Raw genomic sequence first — 14,254 nt, 5'->3', positions numbered from 1 at the left:
GAAAGCAACCGGTCGCGGAGAGCCGCGACCGGTATTAGCATATACCTTATTGCAGTCCGGGATCAGCCCGCGACCGCCTTGATGCGAGCGATCAGCTCGTCGACCGCCTTGTCCACCGGCACCTTCTCGCTGACGACGCGGTTCATCGCCTTGGCCCAGACGTTCTCGTTGTTCAGGATGGTGAACTTCCAGTTCTTGGTGAAGTCGAACGGGGCGGTGCCGCCCTTGAACTGCGCGTAGACCGCCTTGCGATGCCGGTCGGCCTGCCAGAACGGGCTCTCCTGGCTTTCCTTCGTCACCGGGAACCAGCGGCCGAGCGCACCCTCGATATAGGGCCGGACGTTCTCTTCCTGGAGCAGGAAGGCGATGAACTGCTTGGCCTCGGCCTTGTTCTTGGCCACGGAGAAGACCAGTCCGGTCTTGACGTCCGAGCGGTAGCGGATCGTCGAACCGTCCGGAGCCTTCGGGAAGGACGCAGTGATAATGTCCTCGCCATAGGCCTTCTTGCCGGCTTCGCGCTGCTCGGGCGTGAGCGCCTGGTTCTGGGAGTCCTCGAACCACTTCGCCGCGATCGAGATCGTGAAGTTGTGGGTCATCACGATGGTCTTGTTGTGGAACGCGACGTTGTTGTCGGGATCCTTCCAGGTCGTCGAGGACGGCGGGGTGCAGCCCTTGATGTAGGTGTCGGTGTAGTCCTTCATCGCCTTGATCAGGTTCTCGCGGACCTTGGGATCGTCGACCGTGAGCTTGCCGTCGTCGTCGACCAGCTTGACGTGATAGGCATCCATGAAGGTGTAGAACGACTGGAAGGCGTCGGTGGATTCCACGCCCATCGGCTGGCCGACGCCGTAGACGCGCTGGCCCGTCGCCTTGCGGATCCCCGGTTGCACCTTGTCGCACCAGAACGTCCAGTAGCCTTCCCAGTCGGTCGGGATGTCGGCGAGCTTGAAGCCGGCCTTCTCCAGCATGTCGTTCCAGATCTCGACATGCATGCTCTGCTGCTTCAGCGGGAAGCCGTAATAGGCCTTCTTCTTGGTGACGTCGTTATAGAGGATCGACGCATCCAGCGTGTTCTGCACGAACCGATCCTTGATCGGCTCCATGATGTCGGAGAGGTCCTCGAGCCTGCCTTCGTAGGCCCACTTGCCCTGCACCTGCACGTCGTAGGTGTCGGAATAGGCAACATCGGGCACGGTGCCTGAATCGAGTGCGGCGACCGTCTTCGGAATCATGTCCTGGATCGCGTACTGCGACAATTCGACCTTGATGCCGGTCTTGGCTTCGAACTTCTTGATCGTATCGAGCAGCGCGTCGTCTTCGGAGCGGTAGAAGCCCTTGCCCCACCAGACCGTAATCGTCTTCTGCTGCGCAAATGCGGGTGCAGCGGCTGCAAACAGCCCGGCCGCAGCGACCGCCAGTGATACTGCGCCAATAACCTTGGATTTCACGTTTTTCTCCCTCAAACGGCCGGTGTTTTTAACCGGTCGTATAAAACACTAGCGCATGGCCGTGGTACGATCTAGCGGCTTCTTGTCAGACATAGGTCGTGGGGTGTCGGGCGAGAGGAGATGCTTAATGCGCGCATCGATCCAATCGCTGCATCAATTCGCCCTGATCAATTCTGCGTCGATCGGCTGGTGCCGCTTGATCGCCGTCCTCAGTTGGACTTCGCGCCCTTGGCGTTCTCCGCTGTCGGCGCTTCGGCCGGTGCGGGACGTTTTCCGGTCCCCGTGATACGCTCGATCGCGGAGCGCACCGCGTCGCCCGGCTTGCGGTCTTTCAGCATGTCGAGCAGGGGCGCTGAGGCCGGCGAGCGGCGGATCAGGCTTTCCGGGTCGGGGAACACCAGGGGATCGTCCCAGGGGCCCTGCACGACGAAGGGCAATTCGAACCCCGACGCGCTGTTGAGGCTGGCCACGCCCTTCATGTCGTATTCGCGCGTCGGCACCGAGGCGGTGCCGGTCATCGTGATCTTCGCCGCAGGTCCCTCGACGCGGATGTCCTCGGCGGTGGCCACGCCATCGGAGAACTTCACCGCGATAGTGAGATTGTCGTAAGGGGTGGAGCCGTTGCGGAAATTGCCGCCGCCGGACAGCGGCCGCCGCTCGAGCCGCTTCAGGAGCTGCTCGGCATTGAAGCCCGCGATCGCACCGTCATGCCCGGTCACGGTGGCGCTGCCGTCGAGCGACTGCACGAGGCCGAACGGGCTCGAGCCGGACGCGAGGAGCGAGACGTTGATGTTGCCGCGCCCGGACAGCTTGTTGATACCGAACAGCTCGGAGGCGCAGGCCTGAAGGTCGACGTCGGTGAACTGGAACTGCGCCTTGATGTCGGCGACGGTGTCGGAGCGCGCGATGCCGAACGAGCCCTTGGCGATGCCGCCATAGACTTGGGCCTCGCCGACCGAGAGCGCCAGCGTGCCGTTGCGCAGATTCGCGCCGATCGCGGTGCGGCCGAGTTTCGACGCCCCGACCGTCAGCTTGGCTGCCGACAGGCGCATGTCGAGGTCGGTGGTCGAGAGGGCGTTGAGGTCGAACAGCTGCCTGTTCCAGTCGCGCGCGCCGCTCGCGAGCAGGCGGAAGGTCGAGATGTAGGGTGTGAAGTCGAGCGCGTCGGCTGCGAGCGTCGCCTGCAGCGTCTGCCGGCCGTTATTGGCGTAGGTCATCACGCCCTCGGCGGTGTTGCCGTCGAGCTCGACATTGACGTTGGTGAGCGCGATCGAGGCGCCGACGACATTGGCCCGCGCCTTCAGCGCGAAGCGGCCGAAGCCGCCGCTGGCGGGCTGCGGCTGGCCGGTCCAGCGCAGCGCGTTGCGCAAGGACGGGCTGTCGATGGTGAGCGTGCCCTCCATCATCGGGCTGGTGCGGTTGGCGACGCTGCCGTCGAAGGCGAGCTTGAGCGGTGCGCTCGCGATCCGCGCCTTCAACCCCGAGCGCTCGCCGGAGAGCGCGGCGACGAAATCGGAAAAGCTGATCGAGCCGTCGACCCGTTCGCCGCGCCAGTCGAACTGTCCGGTCGCGGCGAAGGAGCGCGAGATCGAGGGCCAGGCCAGCGACAGGTCGATGTCCTCGAATTTCTCGGTGCCATGCGTGGCAGCGTCCTCGTAATCGAGCACGCCGTCCTGGATCCGGATCTCGGAGAACGACACCTGATTCTCGGCGCCGGGCTTCATGGTGCGCGCGATGGTCTGGATGAACGGGGTCCAGTTGCTTTCGCCGTCCGGCTTCAGGCTGACATGGATGCGCGGCCGCAGCAGCGTCAGGTCGGCGATCTCGAACCGTTGCAGCAGCAGCGGCAGCAGCCGCAGGTTCGCGGTGAGCACGTCGACATGGAGCGCGGGATCGCTGGTGCCGCCGCCCTTCAGGCCGACGTCATGGAAGGAGATGTAGCTTGCCGGCAGCACCGAAATGTCGATCGCGCCTGCGACATTGACCTCGAGTCCGGTGACATCGCGGATCTGCGTTTCCACCGCCTTGCGCAGTGCGTCGCGATTGATGAGCCATGAGGTCGCGATCAGGGCGATCAGCGCCACGCCGAGCAGCGCCGCGATCGGCGTCCCGAGGCGCTTCATTCCTTGGGCCATGGTCAATGGCATGTCCTGATCGGGTTGGTCGCTGGAGCCAGAAGGCGGGCCGGGAAACCTGCGCGCCCCCATGCCCAAGACCTATTGTGTTAAGTGCCGCAACTTGATGGGTTTTCTTGTCGCTTTCAAGGCCGCGGGAACGGTTGCGCCCACGGCTTGGGCAGCTTCTATCACCCAGGGGCGGAGCGGAGAACCCCGTATCATTGACGGCTTCGGACGATTTCGCCTAATAATCGCCGCCACTAAGGCGCGACGCCTGCAAGCCGAAGGTTCACTCGAAGGTTATTTGCATGAACAAGGTCTATCCCGACGCCAAGTCGGCTCTCGAGGGCGTTCTGAAAGACGGCATGATGATCATGTCGGGCGGCTTCGGCCTCTGCGGCATCGCCGAGACGCTGTCGGACGCGATCCGCGACTCCGGCGTCAAGGACCTGACGGTGGTTTCGAACAATGCCGGCGTCGACGGCATTGGCCTCAGCCGCCTGCTCGAAACCCGCCAGATCAAGAAGATGATCTCGTCCTATGTCGGCGAGAACAAGCTGTTTGCCCAGCAATTCCTCGCCGGCGAGCTGGAACTCGAATTCAATCCGCAGGGCACGCTGGCCGAGCGCATTCGCGCGGGCGGCGCCGGCATTCCGGCCTTCTACACCAAGACCGGCGTCGGCACGCTGATCGCCGAAGGCAAGGAAGTGAAGGAATTCGACGGGCAGAAATACCTGATGGAGCGCGGCCTGTTCGCCGACCTCGCCATCGTGCACGCCTGGAAGGGCGACACCGCAGGTAACCTCATCTACCGCAAGACCGCGCGCAACTTTAACCCAATGATGGCGACCGCCGCTAAAGTCACTGTGGCCGAGGTCGAGCATTTGGTTCCGGCCGGCGAACTCGATCCCGACCACATCCACACGCCCGGTCTTTTCGTCAAGCGCATCGTCGAGGTCGGAACGGCCAAGAAGCGCATCGAATTCCGCAACACCCGCCCGCGCACCGCCGCTTAAGCGTATCAGGAGAACCACATGGCCTGGACCCGTGAACAGATGGCTGCGCGCGCCGCGAAGGAATTGCGTGACGGCTACTACGTCAACCTCGGCATCGGCATCCCGACGCTGGTCTCGAACTACATCCCGGACGGCATGGACGTCAGCCTCCAGAGCGAGAACGGCATGCTCGGCATGGGCCCGTTCCCCTATGAGGGTGAAGAGGACGCCGATCTCATCAACGCCGGCAAGCAGACCGTGAGCGAGCTGCCGTCGACCTCGTATTTCTCGAGCGCGGATTCCTTCGGTATGATCCGTGGCGGCCACATGGATCTGTCGATCCTCGGTGCGATGCAGGTGGCCCAGAACGGCGATCTCGCAAACTGGATGATCCCCGGCAAGATGGTCAAGGGCATGGGCGGCGCGATGGATCTCGTCGCCGGCGTCAAGCGCGTGGTCGTTGTGATGGAGCATTCGGCGAAGGACGGTCCAAAGCTCCTGAAGCAGTGCAATTTGCCGCTGACCGGCGAGCGCGTGGTCGACATGGTCGTGACCGATCTGGCCGTCTTCACCATCGACAAGCACGGCAACGGCGGTATGGCGCTGATCGAGCTCGCCGACGGCGTCTCGCTCGACGAGGTCAAGGCCAAGACCGAAGCCGAATTCCGCGTCGCACTGAAGAACACGTAAGGTTTTCGCGAAGGGGGCGCGCATGACGATACGGTCTGCGCGTCCCGAAGACGCCGATTTCATCGCGCAAACCATCCTGTCATCGCAACGCGGCTACCGGCCGCGCGGCTGGTTCGACGTTGCGCTCGGTTTGCCGGAGGCGCAGTGCCGCGAGTTCGTCGCGCGCATCGTGGTCGCGCGCGCGGTGTCGATGTGGCACGTCTCGGAATTTCTGGTCGCCGAGATCGATGACAAGCCTGCGGCTGCCTTGTGTGCGCTACCGGCGGACGGCACGGGACCAGCAGCTTGGCGTGCCATCGAAGAGATCGCTGCCGCGACCGGGCTCGCCCCGCCTGAGCTTGCCGCCATCCGCCAACGTGGCGGCTACACGCGCGCCTGCTGGGTTCAGGGCGGTGAGGGCGATTGGATGATCGAGTATGTCGCGACTGATCCCGCCTATCGTGGTCGCGGTCTCGCGCAGTCGCTGATCGCGCATGCGCTGGAGAAGGGGCGGGCGGCTGGATTTGCCCGGGCGACAATATCGTTCCTGATCGGCAACGAGCCCGCCGAGCGCGCTTATGCCAAGGCCGGCTTTGTCCTTGCCGAGGAGAAGCGCGATCCTGCCTTCGAGGCGATCATCGGTGCGCCGGGCTTTCGCATGTTCGCGCGGGCGATGTGAATTCCCGGCGTCGTGCTGGCGAGGCCATGACGCTACGATCACTCACGACCTCGCCGCCCACGTCTTGCTCCACCGCGCCGATACGCTGGCGACCCAGGACGTTTCCTCTCGCACCAGGCGGAAGCCGAGATTGGCAGGCGGTACGCCTTGCGCGCAGCCGCCGGCGCGGGCGTCGCGGATGAAATCCGTGACATAGGCGCGGTGGGCACCTTCGGCGACGCGCACGCCGCAGTTCACGGTCGGTTTGCCGGTATTGCCGGCCGCGTCGGTGCGCGAGCGCACGAAGCAGGTCGAGGTCCACTCCCAGACATTGCCGGCGAGATCTTCGACGCTGTGCTCGTTTGAACCGAACTTGCCGAAGGGATAGGCGGTCGTGTCGAAGAGGTCGCGCTCGGATTCACGCTCGTAGCGACCGATCCAGCGCTTCGATGGATCTGCTGCGTCCACCGGAAGGCCGTCATCTCTGAATCTGGAGCCGGCCGCAAAAGCCCATTCCGCGTCGCTCGGCAGGCGGTAGCTGTGACCGGTCTTGCGCGAGAGCCAACCCGCATACGCCTCGGCATCGTGCCAGCTCACCTGCAATGCGGGTCGATCGGAGGCGATGGCCACGCCGCGATCAAGCGCGCGGCAAGCTCCCTCCCGCACGCAAATCTGATAGTCGGATGACGAGACCTGATGCCGCATGATGTGCAGCGGCCTCTCGAAGCGCATCGCGCGCAGCGGCGCTTCCGCTTGCTGTCCGGCACGCGTGAAATCGCCGGCCTCGCGATAGGACAGGCTGCCTGGCGCGACCCTGACGATGGCGGGCTCCATCGCGGTGCCGTGGGTCCCAATGTCCGATACCAACGGCGCCACCGCGATCGGCCCTGCAAGCCCGGCGGCGCAGGCGAGTAGCAGTTTCAGCTTGAATGCGATCAGCATGGTCATCCCCCCAAGGAAGAAGGGGGCCGGTTATCACCGGCCCTCATCACGTCTAGTTGGTGTTGGGGGGTGGGATATCGGCAGGAGCCTTCACCTGCGTCATCAGATCGTCGTTCCATTTGCCTTCGACCTTGAAGTGCGCGGTGGCGCCGAGGTCGGCGGCCTCGATCAGATTGTGCGTGACATAGGCGTAGATGCCGGGCTGCATGAACTTGTACAGCGCAGCGCCCGCCGAGCCGCCGCGGATGAACCAGGTCTCGAGCCCCGTCTCCGGCGCGTTGGAGAACTTGCCGGTCTCCCAGACATAATCGCCATGGCCGCCGATCAGATGCGGACGGCTGTCGCGATTGGCCTGCGAATGCACGATCAGCACGTTCTCGCCGACATTGGCGGTGAGCGCATTTTTGCCGGTGAGCGCGCCGACCTTGCCGTTGAACACCACATGGGAGGGGATCAGCTTCTTCATCACCTCTTCGGTCTCGGTGAAGGCTTCGCCCGGCGATTCATAGGACTTGAAATTGCCCTTGTCGTCGCGCGGCACGTACATGTCCTGCTCGCCGACATAATAGACCTTGTCGTATTTCAGTGCGTGGCCCTTGCCGTCGTTGAGGCCGTCACGCGGCAGCACCATCACGGCGCCGTTCATGCCGGAGACGACGTGCCAGGGGATCATCGGGCCGCCCGGTGCGCAATGGTAGACGAACACGCCGGTCTTGGTCGCCTTCCAGCGCAAGACGACCTGCTCGCCGGGATTGACCAGCGTGAGCGCACCGCCGCCGAGCGCACCGGTCGCGGAATGGAAGTCGATGTTGTGCGGCATGGAGTTGGATGCGGGATTGACCAGCGTCGTTTCGACGTAGTCGCCCTCGTGCACGACCATCATCGGACCCGGCATCGAGCCGTTGAAAGTCATCGCCTGGAAGGTGGTTCCCTTCTCGTCGATGACGACTTTCTTCTCCTCGATCGTGAGCGTGAATTCCACGATCTTGGGGCCCTGCTTGGTCGCTTGCTCATGCGCGTGCACGAACGGCGGAGCGACCAGCTCGACCTTCTGGCGCGGCAGTTTGAGATCGTCGGCAGCCAAGGCGGGTGTCGCCAGCATCAAGGCGGTGGCGGCGGCGCTGATCAATGCGGCTCGGCGGGTGAACATCGGAAGCATCCTTCATCTGAAATGGTCTTGATGACGGAATGCAGTGTGCGCCGATCGCGGCAACCGTGTTTGTGCTGCAACAAGCTTTTGCCGAATTCGCCTCCGGTAAAATCCTCGGGAGTTTTCGAAGACCGCATCGGCGATACGAAAGACGCGGTGGTGCGCGACGTCAGCCGCATCGAGCGCAAATCGCTCGCACTTCAGTTACGTGTATTGCGGATGGATTGTTCTCGGCTAGAGCAACTGGATCGCAATCCAGACCGTGCCCCAAACCGCGAGCGACAACGCGGCCAAGACGGCGGCCGAGATGACCATCACGCGTATCAGGTGGCTGGCGCCAACGGCAGGCGTGGAGGGGACCGGACGAAAATCGTCGAAGCGCGGGATATGGCCGCGAACGCCGGTGAGCCACAGAACGAGATCGAGCGCGAACGACGCCATAACCTATCTCCAGAGGGCAATAATCAAATGTCACCATGGCTCCGATCCCGTGCTGGGACTTTGAGCGAGCGCAAGGTTTCGCATCTGAAAACGGGTAATTTCGTGCCATCCGGGATGCGCCGCCCCGCTGCGCAGCATTGATTGACGAATGGGTAAGATATGAGGGCCGATCTTGCGACGAGCTACGGCGAAGAACGACTGCCACGCTACACGAGCTACCCGACCGCGCCGCATTTCTCGCCGGCGATTGGCGAGGGTGCCTACGCCCAGTGGCTGGCGGAGCTCCCGGCGGCGGCCAGCGCGTCGCTTTATCTGCACGTGCCGTTCTGCCGCGAGATGTGCTGGTATTGCGGCTGCCATACCCAGATCGTTCGTCGAGACGGTCTCATCGCGGCCTATCTGCGTACGCTGCGCAGCGAGATCGCGCAGGTGTCCGAGACGATCGGCCGGCGCATCAAGGTCGAGCACATCCATTTCGGTGGCGGCACCCCGACGATCATGGCGCCGGAGGCTTTTGCCGAGTTGATGGCGGCGATGCGCCAAGCCTTCTTCGTGCTGCCGTCGGCCGAGATTGCGGTCGAGATCGATCCCCGCACGCTGACGGCCGACATGGTCGAGGCCATGCGGCTCTCGGGGGTCAATCGCGCGAGCCTGGGCGTGCAGAGCTTCGACCCTGTCGTGCAGCGCGCGATCAACCGTGTGCAGAGTTTTGAACAGACGGCTTCCGTCGTCGACATGCTCCAGCGCGCCGGCATCAACGGGATCAACTTCGATTTGATCTACGGACTGCCGCACCAGACCGTTGCCTCGTGCCTGGATACGGTGCGACGTTCGCTCGAGCTTGGGCCCGACCGCTTCTCGGTGTTCGGCTACGCGCATGTGCCTGCTTTCAAGAAGCACCAGCGCATGATCAACGAGGCCGTGCTGCCCGACGGCCTTGCGCGCCACGACCAGGCCTGCGCGATCGCCAATGCGTTGAAGGAGGCCGGTTATGTGCAGATCGGGCTCGATCATTTCGCGCGGCCGGACGATTCCATGGCTGTGGCCTTCGAGCAACGCACGCTGCGGCGCAATTTTCAGGGCTACACCACCGACAAGGGCGAAGTCCTGCTCGGCTTCGGCGCGAGCGCGATCGGACATTTGCCGCAGGGCTATGTCCAGAACGAGGTCCAGATCGGCGCATATGCGCAGAGCATCGCCGCGGGTCATTTGGCCACCGCTAAAGGCTATGGGCTCACCGACGACGACCGGCTGCGCGCCGACATCATCGAACGCATCATGTGCGAGTTCAGCGCCGATCTCGGCGATATCTGCGCGCGTCATGGCGCAGAGGCCGGGGCAATGCTGAAATCGGCATCGCGTCTGAAGCCGCTGATCTCCGACGGCGTCGTGAGACTGGACGGCGACCGCATCGCAGTCGCAAAGGACTCGCGCTTTCTCGTGCGCAGCGTCGCAGCCGCGTTCGACGCGCATCTGGATCCCGCGAAGCAGTTGCACAGCCGGGCGGTGTGAGATCACCTTACCGTCATGCCGGAATGACGGGCCAGCTTGCGCTTCGACAAAGAGACTCGCGCCCGCTCCGCTATCGTGGTTTCGGAACGGAGTTGTTGTCCATGCCTTTTGGATCCGACGATCTGGTCGATGACATCATGCGCACGGCGCCGCACACGATCCGCGTGTTTCTCGCCTTCAGGATGGCTTGCGTTGGCTGTCCGATCGCAACCTTCCACACGGTCGATGACGCCTGCCGCGAGCACGGCATCGATCGCGACAAATTCCTCGCCGCGCTGTGCGACCGCGTGCCGGCGTGAACCGGTCTGGAATTCGCGCGGGCCGCGTGCGGATTCCCGGGTGAGGGGCGCTTTCGCCGTAAGCGGAAGCACCCTTCACCCCTGGCTTCACGCCGCGCCGCTGTCGGGGCTCCGCTCCGCGAGCACGACGATCCCATGCGGATCGCGCAGGATGATGCGCTGACGGCCGCTCTCGACCAATCCCTGCTGTTCCCAGCCGCTCAGGATGCGGCTCACGGTGTGCAGCGTGGTGCCGGTCATCTGCGCGATGTCCTGGCGGCTGATCGGGAAATCGATCTCGATGCCGTGGTCGAGCTTCTTGCCGGATTGTTTGGCGAGGCGCAGCAGCGCATGAGCGACACGCTGCTCGACCTGCTGGGTCGACATTTCCAGGATCCGGGTGTGGCTCTCCTGGAGCCGCGTGCCGACGGTCTGGAGCGTGTTGGCGGCAAGCGAGGGAAATCGCTCGACCAGTCGCGGCCATGCCGAGGTCGGCCAGATCAGTGCGACGCTGTCGTCGACCGCGATCGCCGTGGCCGGATAGCGCGCGGCACCGATCGCCATCGCGAGACCGAACGTTTCGCCCGGCGCGACATAGCGCACCACGATCTGCTCGCCGGTCGGTGTGGTCTTGGCCGCGCGAACATGGCCGTGCAGCAGCAGGAAGAAGGATTGCGCGTCCGCGCCCTGCTCAAAAATGGCGCTGTTCTTGGGATAGCGCACTGAGCGGGCTTCGCGCAGGATCTCCTCGAGGTCCTCCGGTTTGACACCCCCAAACAGCGGCAAATGCGCAACCAGCGATGTGTCGACCTTGGCCATTCTGCCTCCTTGGCGCTGGAAGTGTGATGACACCTGCAATCGTCAGGGTGTTTGCGATAGCTCAAAAACGACCCGGCCGGACGGCAGTATTTTTCCAGGCGACGATTTGAATCGACTGGAGTTGACCCATGGCTGGCGTCCGATCCCGCAACTTTGAGGGCTGGCCGCTGTTTGCGAACAGCTTTCGGCCCTTTTTCCTGCTTGCCGCCATCCAGGCAGGGCTTTCGATCCTGGCATGGCTGCCGATGTTCTATGGCGAATTGTCGGTGAGCTCCGCTTTCGCGCCGCGCGACTGGCACGTCCATGAGATGCTCTACGGCTTCCTGCCGGCGGTGATCACGGGATTCCTGTTCACGGCGATCCCGAACTGGACCGGGCGGCTGCCGATCCAGGGGACGTCCTTGGCCGCGCTGGTGGCGGTCTGGCTCGCCGGTCGGGTCGCGGTGACGCTGTCTGCCGATATCGGCTGGGCGTTTGCGCTTGCCGTCGATGCCGCCTTCCTGACGCTGGTCGTCGCTGCTGCAACGCGCGAGATCATCGCCGGCGGCAACTGGCGCAACCTTCCTGTGGTGGTGCTGGTGCTCGTGTTGCTCGCAGGCAATGTCGCCTTCCATCTCGAAGCGCATTACGCGGGTGCGGCCGATGTCGGCATCCGCGTCGGCATCGGCGTGGTCGTTGTGATGATCTCGCTGATCGGCGGCCGCATCATCCCGAGTTTCACCCGAAACTGGCTGGTCAAGTTCAACCCCGGCCGCCTGCCGGTGCCGTTCGGGCGTTTTGACGGTGTGGTGATCGGGTGCAGCGCAATTGCGATCATCGCGTGGATCGTCGCGCCCTTGAGTACGGTTACCGGGGCGGTGATGGCGCTGGTGGGTGTGCTGCACCTGGTGCGGCTTGCGCGCTGGGCCGGTGATCGCACCTTCCGCGAGCGGTTGCTCCTGATTCTCCATGTCGGCTATGTCTTCGTGCCGCTTGGCTTCCTCCTGCATGCTTTTGCCGTCTTCGGCGCGTTGCCGCCGAGCGCGGGCATCCACGCCTGGATGGCGGGAGCGGCCGGAACCATGACGCTCGCGGTGATGACCCGTGCGAGTCTCGGCCATACCGGACAGGCGCTGACGGCGTCGCCGGCGACACAAGCCATCTATGCCGCGATCATCGTCGCGGCGCTGGCGCGGGTCGCGGCGGTGGTTTGGCCGGCGCACAGCGATGCGTTGCTGCACCTTGCCGCGTGCGGCTGGATCGTTGCGTTCCTCGGCTTTGCCATCGCGTTCGGTCCGCTGCTCGCCGGCAGCCGTCGCCGCGCCCTCGCCATCATGGGCGTGCCCGTCCCGGCACGCTGAATTCAAGCCGCGGTCGCCGCGGTCAGGGATTCCAGCGGCCGGACGCCTTTGCGCCATGCGGTGATTGTGCAGCCGAAATGGCCGCGGAACCAGCGGGCCATGGCGCTCTGTGCGGAGAAGCCGAGCTGCACGGCGATGTCGGCCAGCGGTCGGCCGGGGTCGTCGATCAGCTGGACCGCGAGATCGGCGCGCTGCGCGTCGAGGATGGCCGAGAAGCTGGTGCCGGCTTCGGCGAGATGGCGGTGGATGGTGCGGCGGGTGCAGGCGAGGTGCTCGGCCACGCGCTCGACCGTGCAGTCGCCGCCGGCGAGCAGGAGACGCACGACCTCGTCGACCTTCTCCTCCCAGCTTGCCGGCCGCGTCTCGATCGCCTCGATCCGCTTGCGCAGATAGCTCGCGATCAGCGGATGCGCGCTCGGGATCCGGCGCTCCATGTCGTGTGCCGACAACAGGATCGAATCGTCCTCCGCATTGAAGGTCACACGGCAGCCGTAGAACTCGCGGTAGCGCTTGCGGTCGAGCGGCGGTGGGTAGTGCAGGTGAACTTCCTGCGGCCGCCAATCGCTGCCGAACAGCGACTGGATGATGCGGTGGACGCTGCCGAGCGCCATGTCGATCGACTGGCGCGGCGCGGTCGGCTGTCGGCCGCGCAGGTGCAGCGTGACGGTGACGGTCTGCTTGTCGCGGGTGACATCCAGCTTCATGCCGTCGTGATGGATCGGGATGAAGCGCGAGAAGGCTTCGATGGCTTCACCAACGGTCGCCTGTTCGCGCACGATCAGGCCGACTGCGCCGAAATTGGTCAGCCCGCCGCGCTCGGCAAGCCGCAAGCCGAAATCTTCGGCTCCGGACGCCTCTGCCGACATTTCGAGCAGGCGGCGCAGGCCGGTGACGGCAATGGGCGTATCGGGCTTGTCGAGGCAGGCCAGCGGCAGCCTGACCTTGCGCATCATTTGTTTGGGGTCGAGCCCGACCGACCGGGCGACCTCCGGGTAATAGCTCAAGCCTGCGCTACGAATGAGGTCGGTCATGCGACCCGTTCCTGTCAGCCATCCCGCAGATGTCCCGAAATGTAAAGTTTATGTCCCGATCCGTCAAATCCGGGAACCGGGTGGAACATACATAAGTGAAACCGAAGCACGGGCGTGAATGCCGTGCATATGACGGCGCGGCGCGACGAGGCCCCGCTGCTGTCTCGGACCATTTGACCAAAGACATTGCTGGATCGGAATTATGCCGGGGAACATGCTTTCCAAGGGTGAGGTATTCGTCATCGACACCGATGCCGCCTCCCGCGAACAATTGTCCACCGCGCTCCAACAGAGCGCATACAACGTGATCTGCTTCGCCGACGGCGCGTCTCTGCTCTCGGAGGCCAAGGCGCGGATGCCGGCCTGCGTGCTGCTGGAGATGCCGCCCGATCGCTCCGGTCTCGACGTGCTCAAGCGCCTGCGCGAGGAAAACTGCATGGCGCCGGTGCTGGTGACCGCGACAAACGGCAGCATCGCCATGGCGGTTGATGCCATCAGGAGCGGTGCGGCCGACTTCATCGAGAAGCCGTTCCGCACCCGCGACATCGTCGACCGGATCGATGCCGCCATCGACGAGTTCGCACAGCCCGGCTCCAGCCGGCAGCGCTGGCTGCCCGGCTGCGAACCCCTGACCGCGCGAGAGGGCGACGTGCTCGAGCATCTCGCCGCCGGCCTGACCAACAAGGAGATCGCTCGGCGCATGCATCTGAGCGCACGCACGGTCGAGGGCTATCGCGCCGGCATTCTGAGGAAGGCGGGCGCCAAGAACGTCACCGATCTGCTCCGCCGCATCTTCGGGCAGGGTTCGTCCGTTCAGGATTAAGGGCTCCGTCGCGGCCGACGACACGTTCCGG

The 14,254-nt window shown here is 64.3% G+C and carries 14 protein-coding genes; 7 read left to right on the top strand and 7 right to left on the bottom strand.

Annotated elements, in window-relative coordinates:
* Nucleotides 1-62: 62 nt before the first annotated feature.
* The gene (locus IVB41_RS13040) at nt 63-1,448 is read right to left on the bottom strand and encodes an ABC transporter substrate-binding protein (protein WP_027570377.1); all 1,386 of its coding nucleotides are present in this window, start codon (nt 1,446-1,448) and stop codon (nt 63-65) included.
* Nucleotides 1,449-1,657: 209 nt separating this feature from the next.
* Nucleotides 1,658-3,583 (bottom strand): AsmA family protein, encoded by a 1,926-nt coding sequence (locus IVB41_RS13035; protein WP_247432849.1) that lies wholly within the window; start codon nt 3,581-3,583, stop codon nt 1,658-1,660.
* A gap of 290 nt (nt 3,584-3,873) precedes the next feature.
* Here IVB41_RS13035 and IVB41_RS13030 point away from each other — a divergent pair, with 290 nt between their 5' ends.
* The 3 genes from IVB41_RS13030 to IVB41_RS13020 are packed head-to-tail and all read left to right on the top strand — an operon-like array spanning nt 3,874 to nt 5,908.
* Nucleotides 3,874-4,581, top strand: a complete 708-nt coding sequence (locus IVB41_RS13030; RefSeq protein ID WP_007596238.1) for a CoA transferase subunit A — start codon at nt 3,874-3,876, stop codon at nt 4,579-4,581.
* Between the two features lie 18 nt (nt 4,582-4,599).
* Nucleotides 4,600-5,250, top strand: coding sequence for a CoA transferase subunit B (locus IVB41_RS13025; protein WP_027570379.1), 651 nt, complete (start codon nt 4,600-4,602; stop codon nt 5,248-5,250).
* A 22-nt stretch (nt 5,251-5,272) separates the two neighbouring features.
* Nucleotides 5,273-5,908 carry a GNAT family N-acetyltransferase gene (locus tag IVB41_RS13020; RefSeq protein WP_247401094.1) on the top strand — a complete coding sequence of 212 codons (636 nt, stop codon included), beginning with the start codon at nt 5,273-5,275 and terminating at the stop codon, nt 5,906-5,908.
* A gap of 42 nt (nt 5,909-5,950) precedes the next feature.
* Here IVB41_RS13020 and IVB41_RS13015 read toward each other — a convergent pair whose 3' ends face one another.
* The 3 genes from IVB41_RS13015 to IVB41_RS13005 form a co-directional block, all read right to left on the bottom strand.
* Nucleotides 5,951-6,829 carry an SUMF1/EgtB/PvdO family nonheme iron enzyme gene (locus IVB41_RS13015; RefSeq protein WP_247431665.1) on the bottom strand — a complete coding sequence of 293 codons (879 nt, stop codon included), beginning with the start codon at nt 6,827-6,829 and terminating at the stop codon, nt 5,951-5,953.
* 52 nt (nt 6,830-6,881) lie between these two features.
* Nucleotides 6,882-7,979: a copper-containing nitrite reductase gene (nirK, locus tag IVB41_RS13010; RefSeq protein WP_247431662.1), complete on the bottom strand. Its 1,098-nt coding sequence runs from the start codon at nt 7,977-7,979 to the stop codon at nt 6,882-6,884.
* Nucleotides 7,980-8,213: 234 nt separating this feature from the next.
* On the bottom strand, nt 8,214-8,420 hold the full coding sequence (locus IVB41_RS13005) for a hypothetical protein (RefSeq protein ID WP_247431659.1): 207 nt from the start codon (nt 8,418-8,420) through the stop codon (nt 8,214-8,216).
* 159 nt (nt 8,421-8,579) lie between these two features.
* Between IVB41_RS13005 and hemN the strand changes: the two genes are divergently transcribed.
* Both hemN and IVB41_RS12995 read left to right on the top strand, forming a co-directional pair.
* Nucleotides 8,580-9,932 carry an oxygen-independent coproporphyrinogen III oxidase gene (gene hemN, locus IVB41_RS13000; protein ID WP_247431656.1) on the top strand — a complete coding sequence of 451 codons (1,353 nt, stop codon included), beginning with the start codon at nt 8,580-8,582 and terminating at the stop codon, nt 9,930-9,932.
* Nucleotides 9,933-10,033: 101 nt separating this feature from the next.
* Nucleotides 10,034-10,231: a DUF1858 domain-containing protein gene (locus IVB41_RS12995; protein ID WP_007596228.1), complete on the top strand. Its 198-nt coding sequence runs from the start codon at nt 10,034-10,036 to the stop codon at nt 10,229-10,231.
* Between the two features lie 87 nt (nt 10,232-10,318).
* Here the strand turns inward: IVB41_RS12995 and IVB41_RS12990 are convergent, their stop codons facing one another.
* Nucleotides 10,319-11,029: a Crp/Fnr family transcriptional regulator gene (locus IVB41_RS12990; protein WP_027570385.1), complete on the bottom strand. Its 711-nt coding sequence runs from the start codon at nt 11,027-11,029 to the stop codon at nt 10,319-10,321.
* Nucleotides 11,030-11,157: 128 nt separating this feature from the next.
* On the opposite strand from IVB41_RS12990, the gene IVB41_RS12985 reads away from it, so the two are divergent.
* On the top strand, nt 11,158-12,369 hold the full coding sequence (locus IVB41_RS12985; protein WP_027570386.1) for an NnrS family protein: 1,212 nt from the start codon (nt 11,158-11,160) through the stop codon (nt 12,367-12,369).
* Between the two features lie 2 nt (nt 12,370-12,371).
* Here the strand turns inward: IVB41_RS12985 and IVB41_RS12980 are convergent, their stop codons facing one another.
* Complete coding sequence (locus IVB41_RS12980; protein WP_247431653.1) at nt 12,372-13,400, bottom strand: AraC family transcriptional regulator; 1,029 nt, start codon at nt 13,398-13,400, stop codon at nt 12,372-12,374.
* Between the two features lie 202 nt (nt 13,401-13,602).
* Here IVB41_RS12980 and IVB41_RS12975 point away from each other — a divergent pair, with 202 nt between their 5' ends.
* Nucleotides 13,603-14,223: a response regulator transcription factor gene (locus IVB41_RS12975; RefSeq protein WP_247431651.1), complete on the top strand. Its 621-nt coding sequence runs from the start codon at nt 13,603-13,605 to the stop codon at nt 14,221-14,223.
* Nucleotides 14,224-14,254 lie beyond the last annotated feature (31 nt).

Origin of the sequence: Bradyrhizobium sp. 44 (genome assembly GCF_023073095.1) — a bacterium.
GTDB lineage: Bacteria > Pseudomonadota > Alphaproteobacteria > Rhizobiales > Xanthobacteraceae > Bradyrhizobium.
Note: the sequence above shows the minus strand (reverse complement) of the source record. Positions and strands in the feature narration are given on the sequence as shown.